Origin of the sequence: Sphingomonas sp., assembly GCF_041661885.1 — a bacterium.
GTDB lineage: Bacteria > Pseudomonadota > Alphaproteobacteria > Sphingomonadales > Sphingomonadaceae > Sphingomonas.
On the sequence record NZ_JBAZTL010000007.1, the window covers coordinates 63819 to 81470 of the forward strand.

Below are 17652 nucleotides of genomic sequence, written 5' to 3' on the forward strand. Positions count from 1 at the left end.
ACATGCGGTGGACCTCGGCGCTGGCGATTTATTTCCTGTTCTGGGCGTTCTCGGTGTTCTTCGTCTTGCCCTTCGGGGTCAAGACCAGCGATGAGGCCGGGGTCGAGCGTGTCCCCGGCCAGGCCGAGAGCGCCCCGCATGAGTTCCACCCGCGCAAGGTCGCGATCCGCGTAACCATCGTCGCGACTGTGCTGTGGTCGCTCTATATGCTGAACTACCATTTCGGCTGGCTGACGCCGCAAATGATCGACGTGTTCGGCGCGTGGAATGGGGTTGGGAACGGGGTCGAGTAAAACCCCTCCCGCGCGGGAGGGGGTAAAGCGAGCGAGGGTTTACCCCTCGTCGTCGGCAGGCTTGCTCTGCAATTGCACGTAATTTTCGATGCCCATGCGCGCGATCATTTCGAACTGGCGTTCGAGCGTGTCGACATGCTCTTCCTCGCTGTCGAGGATGCGGCGGAACAGGTCGCGGCTGACATAATCACGCACCTTTTCGCAATGCTCGATCGCGTCGCGCAATAGCGGCAGCGCGTCCATTTCGAGCGCGAGATCGGCCTTGAGCACTTCCTCGACCGTCTCGCCGATGCGGAGCCGTCCGAGCATCTGGAAATTGGGCAAACCATCGAGAAACAGGATGCGCTCCGACAGCCAGTCGGCATGTTTCATCTCGTCGATCGACTCATGGCGTTCGAACGCCGCAAGCCGGCGCACGCCCCAATGATCGAACAGCCGATAGTGCAGCCAATACTGATTGATCGCGGTCAGTTCGTTCTTGAGTGCCTCGTTAAGATACTCGATGACCTTGATATCGCCCTGCATGTATTCGCCCTTTTTGCGGTTCGCGGACGATCTTAGGCGACGGCGCGCTCTTCGTCGATAATCGCGCGAGCAACGGGCACGCATTGGCCGCATTTTGCCTGGCACCCCATCGCCCGATAGGCTTGGCACGCCGTGCGCGACCCGTTGCGGGCGGCGGCGCGGACATCGCGTTCACGGATGGCATTGCAGATGCAGACAACCATTGGCTCTCCCTTCGGAGAGTCGGATGTAACGCTAATGCGAATGGATTGCAAGATTGTTGCGATCCATTCGCATCGATTTTATCAGCTTTCGACGGGGGCCACATCGCCCATCAGCTTCGGGAAGAAGCCTTCATGCGCCGCGCGCAGGTCCGCAAGCGTGACGACATAATCGTCGTCGGGCAGTTCGAAGATCAACCGGTTGGCGATGGTGCGCCCGATTCGCTCGATCGCGACGCCAGCCGCATCGGCGGCGGTGAGCGTGTCGAGTAGCAGATGGTCGGCGATGGTCGCGACGTACAAACCCTGATCCTCGCCGAACAGGGCACAGGCGACCCCGCATGGCAGCGGGGCGTGCAGCATCGCGCCGACATTGCCGGCCAACGCCATTTCCGCGACCGTCACCGCGATGCCGCCGTCGGACACGTCATGCACCGCCGTGAGTGCACCATTCGCGATATGCGCGCGGACGAACGCGCCGTTGCGACGCTCGGCGTCCAGGTCGACCGGGGGCGGTGCCCCTTCCTCACGACCGTGGACTTCACGCAGCCATAGCGACTGCCCGAGATGGCCCGAGCGTTCGCCGATCAACACGATGACATCGCCCGTGCCCTTGAACGCAATGGTGGCGGATTTCGACCAGTCAGCGAGCAGCCCGATCGCGCCGATGGCGGGGGTTGGCAGGATCGCCGAGCCGCCGCCGGTCGCCTTGCTTTCGTTATACAGCGACACGTTGCCCGACACGATCGGGAAGTCGAGCGCGCGGCAGGCATCGCCCATGCCATCGAGGCAACCGACGAACTGCGCCATGATCTCGGGGCGCTGCGGGTTGGCGAAGTTGAGGCAGTTGGTCACCGCAAGCGGGGTCGCGCCCACCGCCGAGAGATTGCGATAGCATTCGGCGATCGCCTGCTTGCCGCCTTCATAAGGGTCGGCATAGCAATAACGCGGCGTGCAATCGGTGCTCATCGCCAAGCCCTTTTGCGTGCCGTGGACCCGGACGACGGCGGCGTCGCCACCGGGGCGCTGCACGGTATCGGCGCCGACTTGCGTATCATATTGCTCGTAGATCCACCGGCGCGAGGCGATGTCGGGCGACCCCATCAGCGTCAGCAGATCGGCGGCAATGTCGGTCGATTCGGGGATATGCCCAAGCGGCTTAACCTTGGCCCAAGCCTGATAGTCTTCCTTCGAAGCGGCGGGGCGGTCGTAGAGCGGCGCTTCGTCGGCAAGCGGGGCGAGCGGGATGTCCGCGACCGTCTCACCGTTGAACTTCAGCACCATATGGCCGGTGTCGGTGACATGGCCGATCACCGCGAAATCCAGCTCCCATTTGCGGAAGATGGCTTCGGCGAAATCCTCGCGCCCGGGTTTGAGCACCATGAGCATCCGCTCCTGGCTTTCGCTCAGCATCATCTCATAGGGCGTCATGCCGGTTTCGCGCTGCGGCACCGCGTTCATGTCGAGTTCGATGCCGACGCCGCCCTTGGACGCCATTTCGACCGAGGAGGAGGTGAGGCCGGCGGCACCCATGTCCTGAATCGCCACGATCGCGTCCGACGCCATCAATTCGAGGCACGCCTCGATCAACAGCTTCTCGGTGAAAGGGTCGCCGACCTGCACCGTCGGGCGTTTGGAGTCCGAATCTTCGCCGAAATCGGCCGACGCCATCGTCGCGCCGTGGATGCCGTCGCGGCCGGTCTTGGAACCGACGTAAACGATCGAATTGCCAATGCCCGAGGCGGCAGAATAGAAGATCTTGTTGGTTTCGGCGACGCCGACCGTCATCGCGTTGACGAGGATGTTGCCGTCATAGGCGGGGTGGAAGTTCACTTCACCGCCAACCGTCGGCACGCCCACGCAATTGCCGTAGCCACCAATGCCATGCACCACGCCCGAAATAAGGTGGCGCATCTTGGGATGATCGGGTCGCCCGAACCGCAAGGCGTTGAGGTTGGCGATCGGCCGCGCACCCATCGTAAAGACATCGCGCAAAATGCCCCCGACGCCGGTCGCCGCACCCTGATACGGCTCGATATAGGACGGGTGGTTGTGGCTCTCCATCTTGAAGATCGCCGCCTGACCATCGCCAATGTCGACCACGCCGGCATTCTCGCCAGGGCCGCAAATCACTTGCGGGCCGGTGGTCGGCAGCTTCTTCAAATGGATACGACTGGATTTGTACGAGCAATGCTCGGACCACATGACCGAGAAAATGCCAAGCTCGGTCAGATTGGGCTCCCGCCCCATCGCGTGCAGCACACGGTCATATTCTTCAGGGGACAGCCCGTGCTGGGCGACGATCTCTGGGGTGATGTCGGTCATGGCAGAGCCTTTAGCGAGGTGGTTCGTGTCCGTCACCCTCCTAGGTCGCGGCCTGCTGCGCTATCTGCGGGTAGCGCCTCGATGAATCGGGCGAGATCGCTGGCGCTTTGGTCGGAACGCTCTTCCATCAGCGCATGGCCGGTATTTGGATAGATTATGATCTTGCTGCCGGGGATGTGTGCGTGAAGCCACTGTGCCGAAGAAACGGGGATCATTCGATCATCGGCACCCCACAGGATCAGCGTCGGCATCGCCAACTGCCGCAGGTCGGCGACGCTCGCGACATCCGAGGGCTGGGTAAACCGATCCAGCATCGCGCTGCGGTTGCCGGGATAGCGCAAGAGTTCCCAACTGCGGTCAACCATCGCATCGCTGATTTGGCGCCGATCATGAAATGCGCTCCGCAGCCCATCGGCGACCATGTCGCGCGGCGTGATGGCAAGCGCCAGATCGCGCAGGAGTGGGACTCGCATAACCTGAAAGACGAGCGACGGGTTGCCTGCGGCCCGATTTGGCTGGCCGACCGAATCCGCAAGCACGAGCGCGCGGACATGACCCGGGTTTAGAAGCGCATAGTGCCACGCCACGCCACCGCCCATGGAACTGCCCACCACGATCAAGCGGTCCACGTTCAAGCGGACCCGAACACGCTCTATAACGCTGGCGAGGGCTTTGGGGCTATAGTCGCCCGTCGGGCTTGCACCGGTGAGGCCATGACCGGGCAAGTCTATACGGATGACACGGTAGCGGTCGCCAAGTCGCGCGGCCCATGGTTCCCAAGTGTGGAGCGACGCATTGGCACCGTGGATCAGCATCAGCGCTTGAGCGTCGCGCGGGCCGGTGTCGCGCAAATGAACCGTCAACCCACCGCCAAGATCGACGAATTGCGACGGCGGTGCGCCGTATTTGGCGCGCATCGCGGCAGGGTCCGTGTCGGGCGTTCGGAAATACAGGAAGGCGAGCAGCAAAAGCGCAAATACGCCGAGTGCGGTGTAACCGAGACGTTGCCAACGCATTGCTTTCCTCCCCTGGTTCCCGTTTTAGGGAAGGCGGTGGCGATTGGGCTGCACGCGTCATGCGTGTCTGATCGCCAAGGGGAGGTTCTTCTTTTTGTGTCGCGCTGGCAAGGCTACGACACCCGCCAGCGCGACAAAGGTTCACACATCCTGCCGCGCGAGCCATTCTTCCAGCCACTTGATTGTATAGTTTCCGGCCTGGAACTCGGGGTCTTCGATCAGGGCCTGGTGCAGTGGGATGGTCGTGGTCGGGCCATCGATCACGAACTCCTCGAGCGCGCGACGCAAGCGACGGATCGCCCCGGCGCGGGTGGTGCCGTACACGATCAGCTTGGCGATCATCGAATCGTAATAAGGTGGCACGCGATACCCGGCATAAAGCCCGCTATCGACGCGCACGTTCATCCCGCCCGGCGCGTGGAATTGCTTTACCAGCCCCGGCGACGGCGCGAAGGTGCGTGGGTCTTCGGCGTTGATGCGGCATTCGATCGCGTGGCCACGGAACTGCACGTCTTCCTGCCGCAGCGTCAGGCCGTGCCCCTCGGCAATGCGGATCTGCTCGCGCACCAGATCAAGCCCGGTAATCGCCTCGGTGACCGGGTGCTCGACCTGCAGGCGCGTGTTCATTTCGATGAAATAGAACTCGCCATTTTCCCACAGAAATTCGATCGTACCCGCGCCGCGATAGCCCATATCGGCCATCGCCCTGGCGCAGATGCCGCCCATGCGTGCGCGGTCCTCTTCGCCGAGCACGGGCGAGGGGGCTTCTTCGAGCACCTTCTGGTGGCGGCGCTGAAGCGAGCAGTCGCGCTCGCCCAGATGGATGGCGTTGCCATTACCATCGCCGAACACCTGAAATTCGATATGGCGCGGGTTGCCGAGATATTTTTCGAGATAGACGGTGGCATCGCCGAACGCGGCCTTCGCCTCGCTGCCCGCCTGCTGCATCAGCGTTTCGAGCTGATCCTCGGAGGTGCAGACCTTCATGCCGCGCCCACCGCCGCCCGACGCCGCCTTGATGATGACCGGATAGCCCGCGGCTGCCGCGATTTCCTTGGCCTCGGCCAGATCGCTGATCGGCCCGGCCGAACCCGGCACGAGCGGCAGGCCGAGCGCGCCTGCGGTGCGCTTGGCCTCGATCTTGTCGCCCATCGTGCGGATATGTTCGGGCTTGGGGCCGACGAAGATGATGTCGTGCGCCTCGACGATCTCGGCGAACTTGGCGTTTTCGCTTAAGAAACCGTAGCCCGGATGGATCGCGTCCGCGCCCGAAATTTCGGCGGCGGAAATGATGTTGGGGATGTTGAGATAGCTCTCGGCAGCACTTGGCGGCCCGATGCAGATCGCCTGATCGGCGAGTCGCACATGCATCGCATCGCTGTCGGCGGTCGAATGCACGGCGACGGTCTGGATGCCCATTTCGTGGCACGCCCGGTGGATGCGCAGCGCGATCTCGCCGCGATTGGCGATCAGCAGCTTCTTGATTTCAGGCATTCGTAATTGTCCAATCCGCAGACCCGAGGCACCGTTCGCCCTGAGCCTGTCGAAGGGCTGCCCGGCTCAGGCGAGCGGGCGCGAGAGGAGGGCAGGGCTTCGACAAGCTCAGCCCGAACGGGGTGGTGGCGATCATTCCACCACGACGAGGGGTTGGTCGAATTCGACCGGCTGGCCGCTTTCGACCAAAATGGCCTTCACCGTGCCGGCGCTGGGGGCGAGAATCGGGTTCATCACCTTCATCGCCTCGACGATGAGCAGCGTATCGCCTGCGGCAACCTTGTCACCAACGCTGACGAAGGGCTTCGCCTCGGGATTGGGTGCCAGATAGGCGGTGCCGACCATCGGCGATTTGACCGCATTGAACGCGGCTTGCGGCGCTGCGACGATTTCCGTCGGTGCGGTGGTCGAGGCCGTCGGGGCGGCTGTGGGCGCGGGGGCATATTGCACCGCTGCCGCCACGGCAGCCGCCTTGCGCGCGATGCGAATCTTGCGACCGCCATCCTCGACTTCGATTTCGGTTAGCTGCGTGTCATCCAGCAACTGTGCGAGCTGACGCACCAGATCGACATCGATCCGCATTGCGTCATTGTGTTTGTCTTCGGCCATACGACCCTAATCTCCCTTATTGGGGACGCGTCCTGTCAGAGACGCGCCGCCGCTTCAAGCGCCAGCAGATACGAAAGCGCGCCAAAGCCGCAGATCGTGCCCTTTGCGACAGGGGAGATACGGCTGACGTGCCGAAAAGCTTCGCGCGCGTGCGGGTTGGAAAGGTGGACCTCGATCACCGGCGTGTGGATCGCCTTGATCGCGTCATACAGCGCGATCGAGGTGTGGGTGAAGGCGGCGGCGTTGAGCAGCACCGCCTTGGCGGGCAGCGCCTGCGCCTCATGCAGCCAGTCGATCAAATGTCCCTCATGATTGGACTGGCGCAGATCGATGTCGAACCCGAGCTCGCGTGCGCGATCCTCCAACTGCCCGGCAATGTCATCGAGCGTATCATGGCCGTAAATGTCCGGCTCGCGCGTGCCGAGCAGGTTCAGATTGGGGCCGTTGAGGACGAAGATGGTTTCGCGCATGTGAGTCTTCCGGTTGAATGACGCTGACGGTTGAATGACGCAGGGCAGACGCCTAGGTGATGCGCAGCCATAGCCCGTTCGCCCTGAGCTTGTCGAAGGGCTCTTCGTCCTCTCCCGCGTGAGGGCGGAGCAGGGCTTCGACACGCGCAGCCCGAACGGAGGCGGGGACAGTCCCCCGATCAGATATGCCCCATACCGACGGAACCCTGACCATTCAGCTCAATGGCGAACATCGCCGTGTGCGCGCCGGGCTGAGCCTTGCCGATCTTGCCGCTGATCTTGGGTTGTCGCCGGAGAAGGTTGCGGTGGAGCGCAATCTGGCGGTGGTGCCGCGTTCGACGCTTGCGCAGGTGATGGTCGAGGATGGCGATGAACTCGAGATCGTCCATTTCGTCGGCGGCGGCGATCACACGCCTGCGGTGAAGGCTGATACCTGGACGGTCGCCGGGCGCACCTTCCGCTCGCGCCTGATCGTCGGCACCGGCAAATATAAGGATTTCGCGCAGAACGCGGCGGCGTTGGAGGCATCGGGAGCGGAAATCGTCACGGTGGCGGTACGGCGCGTCAACGTGTCCGATCGCAACGCCCCGATGCTGACCGATTTCATCGACCCCAAAAAGGTGACCTATCTGCCCAACACCGCCGGGTGCTTCGATGCCGAATCGGCGATTCGCACGCTGCGCCTGGCGCGCGAGGCGGGCGGTTGGGATTTGGTGAAGCTGGAAGTGCTGGGCGAGGCCAAGACGCTCTATCCCGACATGGTCGAGACACTCCGCGCCACCGAAGTGCTGGCCAAGGAAGGCTTCCTGCCGATGGTGTATTGCGTCGATGATCCGATTGCGGCGAAACGGCTGGAAAATGCCGGCGCGGTGGCGGTGATGCCGCTGGGCGCACCGATTGGATCGGGGCTCGGTATCCAGAATCAGGTGACGATTCGCCTGATTGTCGAGGGCGCGTCGGTGCCGGTCATTGTCGATGCGGGCGTCGGCACGGCGTCGGATGCGGCGTTGGCGATGGAACTCGGGTGCGACGGCGTGCTGATGAACACCGCCATCGCCGAGGCGAAGGACCCAATCCTGATGGCGGCGGCGATGAAGGCGGGGGTCGAGGCAGGGCGGCTGGCATATCTTGCCGGGCGGATGGGCAAGCGGCGCTATGCTGATCCGTCGAGCCCGCTGGCAGGGCTGATTTAAGGCTTTGATGCGGCTGGCGTAACCAAAGTGCTGCGGGAAACGTATCTGTATATGATGCTGCGCCCCTTGCTCCACTTGCTGTTCGCAATCCTCGTCGTCGCGATGGGGTTGCTTGGGGTTGCAGCGGTTGCGGCACCAGTTCGCCAAAGCGTGCCGACCATGCCGGATTGTACGATGGCGCCGGGATGTTGCGATACGGGCGCGCCGTGCGTCGCCGCGTGCGCGGATCGTTGCGTGGCGACCTTACCCGCAGTGGTTGCGCTCCCGCTCCGGTTCGATGCGGCGAACGTCTTGCATAATAGGGCAAGCCCCAAACCCCGAGCATTCCGATATGGACCAGAACCCCCCGTGCCGCGAAGCGCCTGAGAATATAGTTTTCAATAAAATTCTGTTCTCAAAGGAAAATATCATGATTCGTTTGGCAAAAATCGCGGCTGTCAGCCTCATCTTCACCGCAAGCTCGGCTTATGCCGCGGCGCCCGCCGCAGTCGTAACGGCGGTGTCCAGCGCCTGTTGCGCGCTCGGCGTGTGTTGCGGGATGTCGTGCTGCGATGGCATGAGCATGTAAAATCGACGGGGCGTCGGACATGGTGTCCGGCGCCCTTTTGCTCCCCTGTTTGTTGAGGAATGATCGTGGTCCGCATTTTCGCCATTCTGTTCGCGGTCAGCGCGGTTACGGCCTGTGAGGCGTCGGGTGAAAAAGCTGTCGCGGCACCCTTTGCAGCGGAAGCGAAAGCGGTGCATCTGAAGGCGGCGGACGGCGTCACCGTCTTCGGCAGCTATTATCCGGCAGCACATCCCAAGGCCGTCATTCTGCTGTTTCATCAGGCGGGGTCGGGCAAGGGAGAATATGCGACGATTGCGCCGCGTTTGGTCGCGGCGGGGTATAGCGCTTTGGCGATCGATCAACGGTCGGGTGGCACGCTATACGGCGCGAATGAAACCGCAGCGCATGTCGCGGGCCAGCCGGGCTATCTCGATGCCGCGCAGGATTTGCAGGCGGCGGTCGATTGGGGCGTGGCGCAACACGTGCCGGTCGTGGTGTGGGGCAGCAGCTATTCGTCGTCGCTCGTATTCCCGCTTGCCGTAAAAAATTCAGGCAAGATCAAGGCGGTGTTGGCCTTTTCTCCCGGAGAGTATTTTGACGACAAGGCGCTGGTAAGGGCGGCTGCGGCGAAGGTAGCCGTGCCGGCTTATATCACATCGTCGCCAAGTTCGGACGAGGTTGCGGCGGCCAAGGGAATTGCCGGTGCAATGCGGCCCGGCTTGGCAACACGCTATGTACCCAAAGACGGCGTACATGGTTCGTCCACGCTGATCGCAAAACGGGATCCGAAGGGTGCCGAGAGCAATTGGCAGCCTGTGCTCGCCTTTCTTAAGAAGGTGGCGCCATAGGAGCTACGCGTGAGCGCTACGCTCGCGCCGATAAGGTTCTTGGGAACCTGTTCGATTCCAAGCCGTTTTACTTCCAGAAGCCGCTGATGTCGCCTCACCGACATCGCCACTTCGCGGCGTAGGACGGAAAGGAAGCTCTCATGGGCGAACTCATCGACAAGATCAAAGGCAACGTCAACGAAGCCATTGGCAAGGCCAAGCAGCATAGCGACAATCCTGATACGCAGGCCGAAGGTGCCGCGCAGGAGCTGAAGGGCAAGGCCCAGCAGACCGCAGGCAAGATCAAGGGCGCGCTCGGCGACGATATCTAAGCCCGACCAACTTGGTGAAAGGAGGCCGCTTCGCTAGCGCGAGGCGGCCTTTTTCATGGCGGTCAGCGTCGTGCCGGCGGTGATGGTTTCGACGTCGGTTTTGAGATGGAGCAGGCGCACCCCGTCCTGTGCCATCGCGCGGGCAAGCGCCGGGGCGAACTCCGCCGTCGTTTCGACCGTTTCGGCCCAGCACCCATAAGCGCGGCCAAGTGCCGCAAAGTCGGGGTTGGCGAGCACAGTGCCGCTCACGCGACCGGGAAATTCGCGCTCCTGGTGCATTCGGATCGTACCGTAAGCGCCATTGTCGATCACCAGGACGAGCATATTCGCGCCGTGCGCCACTGCGGTGGCGAGTTCCTGGCCGTTCATCAGGAAGCAACCATCGCCCGCCAGCGCGACGACGGTGCGGTCCGGATGGCGCAGCGCGGCGGCGGTGGCGGCGGGGACGCCATAGCCCATCGCGCCTGCGGTGGGGGCGAGTTGGCTGTTGCGCTCATAGCGCCAGTAGCGGTGCCACCAGCCCGAATAATTGCCCGCGCCATTGCAAATGATGCTGTCCGCCGGAAGCTGTTCGCGCATCGCCGCGACGCACGGACCGAGATCGAGTTTCACGCCTTCGCGCGGGGCAGGGGTAGACCAGGCGAGATAGTCGGCATGGGCTTCTCGTGCATCGGCGCGCGGCTCGGGCGGCTCCTCTGCGCTGACCAGAGCGTCGGCGATCGGCCACATGCCCGCACAGATTGCGATGTCGGCGCGATAGGTGCGGTTCAATTCGTTGGGATCGGGGTGGACGTGAATGAGCGTCTGGCCGGGATGATCGGGCGTGAGGAGCGTATAGCCGTCGGTGGTCGCTTCTCCCAGGCGGGGACCGACCGCCAAAAGCACGTCGGCTTGCTTGATCCGCGCGACCAGTTTGGGGTTTGGACCATAACCGAGGTTGCCGGCCCACACCTTATGGGTATTGTGGATGGCATCCTGCCGTCGGAAAGCTGCGGCGACGGGAATGCCCCATAGCTGGGCGAAGTGGCCGAACGCGGCACCGGCGGCCAAATCCCAACCGGCACCCCCGACGATCGCCATCGGGGCCTTGGCCTGCCCGATGGCGTCGAGCGCACGCGCGACCAGATCGGGATCGGGCATCGAATCCACCCGCTCCACCCTCGGTCGATCCACCGCCACGACCTGATCGAGCAGCATATCCTCGGGCAGCGCCAGTACCACCGGCCCCGGCCGCCCGCTCATCGCCACATTCCAGGCCCGCGCGACATATTCGGGGATGCGGCGCGCATCGTCGATCTTGGCGGCCCATTTGGCGATGGGGCCGAACATCGCGGGAAAATCGATTTCCTGAAACGCCTCGCGGTCCTTGGTCCCGCGATCGACATCGCCGATGAACAACACCATCGGCTGCGAGTCTTGGCAGGCGACATGCACCCCGATGGAGGCATTGGTCGCACCCGGGCCGCGCGTGACGAAGGCGACGCCCGGCCGCCCGGTGAGCACGCCATCGGCACAGGCCATGAAGGCGACGCCACCTTCCTGTCGGCACACCACCAGATCGATTTCGGGCGTGTCGTGCAGCGCATCGAGCACCGCGAGGAAACTCTCGCCGGGAACGGTGAAGATACGGTCGCAACCTTGCGCGACGAGTTGATCGACCAGGATACGGCCGCCGGTGCGGGGGAGAGGGGCGAGGGTCATCGCCGGTTTTTAGCGACGAAGTAACGATTTGGGTAGGGCGCTCACGAGCAGCACATACTTGCGCAGAAGGAGCAGGCCGGGCAGCCGCGAATGTCGGAAATTTTGACAGGGCTGCGTCGTGCAAAGGATTCGTTAACTACCAAAGTTGTAGAAAATCAGGGCTTTGGGGAATCTGGCACGCAGCCTGCTACACCTAAACTATGCCGAGCGGTAATCGCTTCAGCAGGGCGGGCCGGCGCATCAGCGCGGCCCGCCCGACCCGGCAATCAATCGGCCTTCACCAGGCCCTGCTCCTCCAGCAGCGTCGCGAGTTCGCCGCTTTCGTACATTTCCATCATGATGTCGGAGCCGCCGATAAACTCGCCCTTTACGTAAAGCTGGGGAATCGTCGGCCAATCCGAAAATTGCTTGATGCCCTGACGGATGCCTTGATCCTGCAGCACGTCGACGCTGTCGAATTCGGCGCCGAGGTGATTGAGGATCGCAACCGCGCGGCTGGAAAAGCCGCACTGCGGGAACAGCGGGCTGCCCTTCATGAACAGCAGGACATCATTTTTGCCGACAAGGTCGGCGATACGGGTCTGGTCTGGATCGGTGCTCATCGTTTCACTCCTGTACAGGCACGGCGGTGGTGAGTTGCAGCGCGTGCAACACCCCGCCCATGCGGTCGCCAAGCGCGGCATAGACCGCGCGTTGTTGTTTCAGCCGGGGTAGCCCGCGAAAACTTTCGGCGGTGACACGGGCCGCCCAATGGTCGCCATCACCCGCCAGATCGGTCATTTCGACGCGCGCATCGGGAATACCCGCGACGATCAACGCCTCGATTTCGTCCGCCGCCATCGGCATTATTCGGAACCCATCAACTGACGGCGCGCCTCGACCGTCTTTTCCTCGATCGTGCGCCGGATCGCGGCTTCGTCGATCGCGACATTGGCTGCGGTCAGATCGCTGACGAGCTTGCGAATCACGTCCTCGTCGCCGGCTTCCTCGAAATCGGCCTGGACGACGGCGGTGGCATAGGCCTCTGATTCTTCCTTCGTCAGCCCCATTTGCGCTGCCGCCCATTGCCCGAGCAAACGGTTGCGCCGTGCCACGATGCGGAAGGCAACTTCCTCTTCGCGGGCATATTGGGTCTCAAAAGCGCGCTCGCGATCGTCGAAAGTGGTCATGTGGATGGTCCCTTGGGCCTGTCGAATATCTCCCCCGAGATAAGCGCGACGCGGGCCGTGCGCAACGTCCGCCATGCCAGCGTGTACGAATGTCGCACAGCGGGCTTGCGTGCGCGGCTTCACGGTGGTTGAATCGGTCGCGCGCGGTATAAGTACGCCCGTTCGCTTGTGCCTTAATCGGGAACTGCATACTGCCGATGCCCATCTTTCCCGGACGATTACTGCGCGCGGTTGCGCCGCCTCCTATCGATCAGAACGCATTCATGCCGTCGCTCCCCGAGGCGCATCGCACGCTGAAGGTGTGGGAAACCGGCGATGCCCGGCGTCCGCGCTGGCGGCAATGGCTTGGCTTTGCCGGGCCGGGCTTCATGGTTTCGGTGGGGTATATGGACCCCGGCAATTGGGGCACCGATCTCGCCGGGGGCAGCCAGTTCGGTTATGCGCTGTTGTGGGTGATCCTCGCCTCCAACCTGATGGCGATTTTCCTGCAAGTGTTGTGCGCGCGGCTCGGCATCGTAACCGGGCGCGACCTGGCGCAATCGTGCCGCGATTATTATCCAAAGCCGGTGGTGATCGCCCTGTGGCTGCTGTGCGAGATCGCCATCATCGCTTGTGATCTGGCGGAGGTGGTTGGCTCGGCGGTTGCCCTGAACCTGTTGCTGGGCTTGCCGTTGTTATGGGGCGTGCTGGTCACCGGGTTTGATGTGTTGTTGTTGCTGCTGCTGATCAATTGGGGATTCCGCAAGATCGAGGCGGTGGTGATCGCGCTCGTGTCCACCATCGCGTTGTGCTTTGCCTATACGATCTATCTTGCGAAGCCCGATTGGGGCGCGGTTGCGCTCGGCGCGGTCACGCCATCGATCCCGAATCAAGCGGCTTTGGTCGTTGCACTGGGCATATTGGGCGCGACCGTCATGCCGCATAACCTGTATCTGCACTCGGCGATCGTGCAGACGCGGGCGTTCGGCAAGGGTGTGCGCGACGTCAGGGCGGCGCTGGCGTTCAACACGATTGATACGGTGCTGGCGCTGGGGGCCGCGTTTTTCGTCAACGCAGCGATTCTTGTACTCGCGGCGGCGGTGTTCTGGCGCAGCGGCGTCGTGGTGACGGAATTGCAGGACGCGCACCAGTTGCTGCGTCCGGCGCTGGGCGGAGCTGCGGCGACGGCGTTCGCGGTGGCGTTGCTCGCGTCGGGCCAGTCGAGCACCATTACAGGAACGCTTGCCGGGCAAATCGTGATGGAGGGCTTCCTCCACATTCGCATCGCGCCGTGGTTGCGGCGGCTGGTGACGCGCTCGCTCGCGATCATCCCGGCGCTGATCGTGATTTCGGCGACGGGCGGCAAAGATACCGTTGCATTGCTGGTCATCAGCCAGGTCGTGCTGTCGATGCAATTGCCCTTCGCGATCTTCCCATTGATGATGGTGACGAGCAGCCGCGCGCGGATGGGGGAGTACGCCAATCCCCTTTGGGTCAAGGTGATTGGCTACGCAATCTGCACGGTGATCGCGGCGTTGAACGTCTATCTTTTGTGGCAGACGATCGGCGCGGTCTGGGTTGGCGCGATGGCGGGGGCTTTTGTTGGATTTGCGGGATATGTCCGCTTCCTCAGCCCTTCCCGGGCGCCCGCCTGGGAAGGGTAGGCATCGAAACCCAAACTACTCCGACACCGTCACCACGAGCTTGCCGATGGCCGCGCGTGCGGCCATCTTGGCGATGGCTTTGCCACCATCCGCAAAGGCGAAGGTTTCGGTGACGCGCGGCGCGATCTGGCCGTCTTGCCACAGCAAGAACAGCCGCTCGATATGCGCGCGATTGGCCTCCGGGTCGCGCGCCGCGAACGCACCCCAGAACACGCCGCACACGTCGCAGCTTTTGAGCAGGGTGAGGTTGAGCGGCAATTTGGGGATGCCGGCGGGAAAGCCGACCACCAGATACCGCCCCTCCCAGCCGATAGACCGCAGCGCAGGCTCGGCATAGTCGCCGCCAACGGGATCGTAGATCACGTTATAGCCGCCCTTGCCGCCAGCCGCCTTGAACTGCTCGGCCAGGGCCTTGGATTGGTCCTTGTCGAACGGCGCGCGGGCATAGACGATGGTGTCGTCGGCGCCGGCTTGCCGGGCGGCCTCGGCCTTTTCCTCGGACGACACCGCCGCGACCACGCGCGCGCCGAAGGCCTTGCCAAGCTCTACCGCAGCCAGCCCAACGCCACCTGCTGCGCCCAGCACGAGCAACGTCTGCCCCTCGGCCAGATGCCCGCGGTCGAGCAGGGCGTGGATCGTGGTGCCATAGGTCAGCAACAGCGACGCACCTTCGGCGAAGCTGCGGCCTTCCGGCAAACGGTACAGGCTGGCGACGGGCAGGGCGATCTTTTCAACCAGGCCACCCGATCCGGTCATCGCGATCACGCGATCGCCGGGCTTCCAGTCGGTGACGTCTGCGCCGACGCTGTCGATAACCCCGGCGATTTCGCTACCCGGCGCGAACGGGCGGGGCGGTTTGAACTGATATTTGTCCTCGATGATGAGGACGTCGGGATAGTTGATCGAGCAGGCCTTGACCGCGACCACCACCTGGCCGGGGCCGGCGACGGGATCCGGCAGATCGTCGATAACTAGTGTTTCAGGTCCGCCCGGTGCCTTCGACAACAATGCCCGCATGTGCCCGTTCTCCGTTCATCCACGGCCGGTGTTCTGCTACCCCGGCTTCGTATTTCGAAATCTGGGTATCTCTTGCCAGTGTGAGGCCGACTTCGTCCAGCCCCTCCATCAGGCATTGGCGGCGGAAGGCATCCAGTTCGAACGGAAAACGGTCCTGATAGGGGGTGGTAACCGTCATCGTTTCAAGATCGACGGTGATCGGCTGGTCCTGCGCGACCTCGATCAGCCGGTCGATCGCATCCTGCGGCAGTACGACGGTGACGATGCCGTTCTTGAAGGCGTTGCCGGAAAAAATGTCGGAGAAGCTTGGCGCGATAACGGCGGTGATGCCCATATCGGCCAGCGCCCAGGCGGCATGTTCGCGGCTCGATCCGCAGCCGAAATTGTCGCCTGCGATCAGGATCGGTGCGCCGGCATAGCGTGGATCGTCGAACACGTTGTCTGTCTGTGCGCGCACGGTTTCGAAGGCGCCCCGGCCAAGCCCTTCGCGCGTAACGGTCTTGAGCCAGTGTGCGGGGATGATGACGTCGGTATCGACGTTCTTCTGGCCCCAGGGGTAGGCCGTGCCCGATACGCGGGTTACCGGCTGCATCACCGCGCGCTCGCCTGAGCACATCCGCCCGAGGCGCTGCGGAACATTTTCGTCATGGCACTTTCCCAGTCTGCCGACCGATCAGGCAAGGCACAAGCGTCGGTGCCGCCTTCCGGTCGCTATTTGGTGACCGACACGCCAATCGCGCTGGTCCTTGCAGTGGCGGCATAAGCGGCGAGACCGCTCAACACGGTGCCCATGATGAGCACAACCAGAACACGCTTCATATTCAACCCCCTCCCACGGGATATTTCACCAGGTCGCGTACGTCGGACAATTTGCCCGTAACCGCCGCTGCCGCCGCCATTGCCGGGGACAAGAGATGCGTTCGCGCCCCCGGACCCTGCCGCCCTACGAAATTGCGATTGGAAGTGGAAGCGCAGCGTTGCCCGGCGGGCACCTTGTCGGGGTTCATCGCGAGACACATCGAACAGCCGGGTTCGCGCCATTCGAAACCGGCGGCAAGGAAGATGCGATCGAGCCCCTCGGCTTCGGCTTGCCGCTTTACCAGCCCGGAGCCCGGCACGACGAGGGCGTGGACACCGTCGGCCACGTGGCGACCGTTGGCGACGGCGGCGGCGGCGCGCAGGTCCTCGATCCGGCTGTTGGTGCAACTGCCGATAAACACATAATCGATCCCGACATCCTGCATCGCGGTTCCGGGGGCCAGGCCCATATAGGCGAGCGACTTGCGCGCGGCATCGCGCTTGGCCGGGTCTTCGAAACTGTCCGGATCGGGCACGATGCCGGTGATCGCGACAACGTCCTCGGGGCTGGTGCCCCAGGTCAACAAGGGAGCAATGTCGGTCGCGTCGAGCGTGACGGTGCGGTCATAGCGTGCGCCAGCGTCGCTCGGCAATGTGCGCCAATAGGCGATGGCCTTGTCCCAATCGTTGCCAGCCGGGGCCAGCGGGCGCCCTTTGAGATAGGCAAAGGTGGTTTCGTCGGGCGCAACCAGGCCGGACCGCGCACCCGCCTCGATCGACATATTGGCGATCGTCAGACGTCCCTCGATCGACATGTCACGGATAATCGATCCGGTATATTCCAGCACATGGCCGGTGCCACCCGCCGCGCCAATCTTGCCGATGATCGCAAGGATCACGTCCTTGGGGGTGATGCCGAAGCCGAGCGTGCCGTCGACGCGAATTTCCATTGTCCTCGACTGGCTGAGCAGCAAGGTCTGGGTGGCGAGCACGTGCTCGACCTCGCTCGTGCCGATCCCGAAGGCGAGCGCGCCCATCGCGCCATGCGCCGAAGTGTGGCTATCGCCGCATACCAATGTCGTGCCGGGCAGCGTAAAGCCCTGTTCGGGGCCGACGACATGGACAATGCCTTGTTCGGGCGCGGTCGCATCGATATAGTCGATGCCGAAATCGGCGGTGTTGCGCTCCAGCGCGTCGAGTTGCGCGGCGCTTTCGGGGTCGGCAATCGGCAGGCGCGCGCCGGTTGCATCGCGCCGTGCCGTCGTCGGCAAATTGTGGTCAGGCACCGCCAGCGTAAGGTCCGGGCGCCGCACCGTGCGCCCATTGGCGCGAAGGCCCGAAAAAGCCTGGGGACTGGTCACCTCATGGACGAGGTGGCGATCGATATAGATCAGGCACGTGCCATCGTCGCGGCGTTCCACGACGTGATCGGCCCAGATCTTTTCGTACAAGGTGAGGGGACGGCTAGCCATGCGCGGGCTTTAACCGAAAAC

20 protein-coding genes are annotated in these 17652 nt (G+C 63.2%); 6 read left to right on the top strand and 14 right to left on the bottom strand.

Annotation, left to right across the window (positions count from 1 at the left end):
• Nucleotides 1-2 precede the first annotated feature (2 nt).
• Nucleotides 3-293, top strand: coding sequence for a DUF1467 family protein (locus tag WC704_RS13930; protein WP_372890871.1), 291 nt, complete (start codon nucleotides 3-5; stop codon nucleotides 291-293).
• A 39-nt stretch (nucleotides 294-332) separates the two neighbouring features.
• On the opposite strand, the gene bfr is transcribed toward WC704_RS13930, so the two are convergent.
• From bfr to aroQ, 7 genes are all read right to left on the bottom strand, one after another.
• Nucleotides 333-818, bottom strand: a complete 486-nt coding sequence (gene bfr / locus WC704_RS13935; RefSeq protein WP_372890873.1) for a bacterioferritin — start codon at nucleotides 816-818, stop codon at nucleotides 333-335.
• 32 nt (nucleotides 819-850) lie between these two features.
• The gene (locus WC704_RS13940) at nucleotides 851-1021 is read right to left on the bottom strand and encodes a bacterioferritin-associated ferredoxin (RefSeq protein ID WP_010402626.1); all 171 of its coding nucleotides are present in this window, start codon (nucleotides 1019-1021) and stop codon (nucleotides 851-853) included.
• A gap of 81 nt (nucleotides 1022-1102) precedes the next feature.
• On the bottom strand, nucleotides 1103-3343 hold the full coding sequence (gene purL, locus WC704_RS13945; protein WP_372890876.1) for a phosphoribosylformylglycinamidine synthase subunit PurL: 2241 nt from the start codon (nucleotides 3341-3343) through the stop codon (nucleotides 1103-1105).
• A gap of 32 nt (nucleotides 3344-3375) precedes the next feature.
• Nucleotides 3376-4359, bottom strand: a complete 984-nt coding sequence (locus WC704_RS13950) for an alpha/beta fold hydrolase (protein WP_372890878.1) — start codon at nucleotides 4357-4359, stop codon at nucleotides 3376-3378.
• Nucleotides 4360-4500: 141 nt separating this feature from the next.
• The gene (gene accC / locus WC704_RS13955) at nucleotides 4501-5853 is read right to left on the bottom strand and encodes an acetyl-CoA carboxylase biotin carboxylase subunit (protein ID WP_372890880.1); all 1353 of its coding nucleotides are present in this window, start codon (nucleotides 5851-5853) and stop codon (nucleotides 4501-4503) included.
• 132 nt (nucleotides 5854-5985) lie between these two features.
• Nucleotides 5986-6462, bottom strand: a complete 477-nt coding sequence (gene accB, locus WC704_RS13960) for an acetyl-CoA carboxylase biotin carboxyl carrier protein (RefSeq protein ID WP_372890882.1) — start codon at nucleotides 6460-6462, stop codon at nucleotides 5986-5988.
• 35 nt (nucleotides 6463-6497) lie between these two features.
• Nucleotides 6498-6932, bottom strand: a complete 435-nt coding sequence (aroQ, locus tag WC704_RS13965; protein WP_372890884.1) for a type II 3-dehydroquinate dehydratase — start codon at nucleotides 6930-6932, stop codon at nucleotides 6498-6500.
• A 185-nt stretch (nucleotides 6933-7117) separates the two neighbouring features.
• Between aroQ and thiS the strand changes: the two genes are divergently transcribed.
• The 4 genes from thiS to WC704_RS13985 all read left to right on the top strand — a co-directional run bounded on the left by thiS (nucleotide 7118) and on the right by WC704_RS13985 (nucleotide 9831).
• The gene (gene thiS, locus WC704_RS13970; protein ID WP_372890886.1) at nucleotides 7118-8125 is read left to right on the top strand and encodes a sulfur carrier protein ThiS; all 1008 of its coding nucleotides are present in this window, start codon (nucleotides 7118-7120) and stop codon (nucleotides 8123-8125) included.
• 409 nt (nucleotides 8126-8534) lie between these two features.
• Nucleotides 8535-8693 (top strand): hypothetical protein, encoded by a 159-nt coding sequence (locus tag WC704_RS13975; protein ID WP_372890888.1) that lies wholly within the window; start codon nucleotides 8535-8537, stop codon nucleotides 8691-8693.
• A gap of 65 nt (nucleotides 8694-8758) precedes the next feature.
• Nucleotides 8759-9520: an alpha/beta hydrolase gene (locus WC704_RS13980; RefSeq protein WP_372890890.1), complete on the top strand. Its 762-nt coding sequence runs from the start codon at nucleotides 8759-8761 to the stop codon at nucleotides 9518-9520.
• Nucleotides 9521-9660: 140 nt separating this feature from the next.
• A complete protein-coding gene (locus WC704_RS13985; protein WP_029622322.1) occupies nucleotides 9661-9831 on the top strand; it encodes a CsbD family protein in 171 nt (56 codons plus the stop codon).
• Between the two features lie 33 nt (nucleotides 9832-9864).
• Here the strand turns inward: WC704_RS13985 and WC704_RS13990 are convergent, their stop codons facing one another.
• The 4 genes from WC704_RS13990 to WC704_RS14005 all read right to left on the bottom strand — a co-directional run bounded on the left by WC704_RS13990 (nucleotide 9865) and on the right by WC704_RS14005 (nucleotide 12701).
• A complete protein-coding gene (locus tag WC704_RS13990; protein ID WP_372890893.1) occupies nucleotides 9865-11532 on the bottom strand; it encodes a thiamine pyrophosphate-binding protein in 1668 nt (555 codons plus the stop codon).
• 266 nt (nucleotides 11533-11798) lie between these two features.
• Nucleotides 11799-12134 carry a Grx4 family monothiol glutaredoxin gene (gene grxD, locus WC704_RS13995; protein WP_372890895.1) on the bottom strand — a complete coding sequence of 112 codons (336 nt, stop codon included), beginning with the start codon at nucleotides 12132-12134 and terminating at the stop codon, nucleotides 11799-11801.
• A 4-nt stretch (nucleotides 12135-12138) separates the two neighbouring features.
• Entirely contained in the window at nucleotides 12139-12378 is a 240-nt protein-coding gene (locus WC704_RS14000) for a BolA/IbaG family iron-sulfur metabolism protein (RefSeq protein ID WP_010402646.1), read from the bottom strand.
• The gene (locus WC704_RS14005) at nucleotides 12378-12701 is read right to left on the bottom strand and encodes a DUF1476 domain-containing protein (protein ID WP_372890897.1); all 324 of its coding nucleotides are present in this window, start codon (nucleotides 12699-12701) and stop codon (nucleotides 12378-12380) included. The genes WC704_RS14000 and WC704_RS14005 overlap by 1 nt, the downstream gene beginning before the upstream one ends.
• A gap of 263 nt (nucleotides 12702-12964) precedes the next feature.
• On the opposite strand from WC704_RS14005, the gene WC704_RS14010 reads away from it, so the two are divergent.
• On the top strand, nucleotides 12965-14344 hold the full coding sequence (locus WC704_RS14010) for an Nramp family divalent metal transporter (protein ID WP_372890899.1): 1380 nt from the start codon (nucleotides 12965-12967) through the stop codon (nucleotides 14342-14344).
• Between the two features lie 15 nt (nucleotides 14345-14359).
• Here the strand turns inward: WC704_RS14010 and WC704_RS14015 are convergent, their stop codons facing one another.
• From WC704_RS14015 to leuC, 3 genes are all read right to left on the bottom strand, one after another.
• Entirely contained in the window at nucleotides 14360-15361 is a 1002-nt protein-coding gene (locus tag WC704_RS14015; RefSeq protein WP_372890901.1) for an NADPH:quinone oxidoreductase family protein, read from the bottom strand.
• Complete coding sequence (gene leuD / locus WC704_RS14020) at nucleotides 15324-15953, bottom strand: 3-isopropylmalate dehydratase small subunit (RefSeq protein WP_372891280.1); 630 nt, start codon at nucleotides 15951-15953, stop codon at nucleotides 15324-15326. Before leuD ends, WC704_RS14015 begins: the two co-directional genes overlap by 38 nt.
• Nucleotides 15954-16182: 229 nt before the next feature.
• Nucleotides 16183-17631: a 3-isopropylmalate dehydratase large subunit gene (leuC, locus tag WC704_RS14025; protein ID WP_372890903.1), complete on the bottom strand. Its 1449-nt coding sequence runs from the start codon at nucleotides 17629-17631 to the stop codon at nucleotides 16183-16185.
• Nucleotides 17632-17652: the final 21 nt, after the last annotated feature.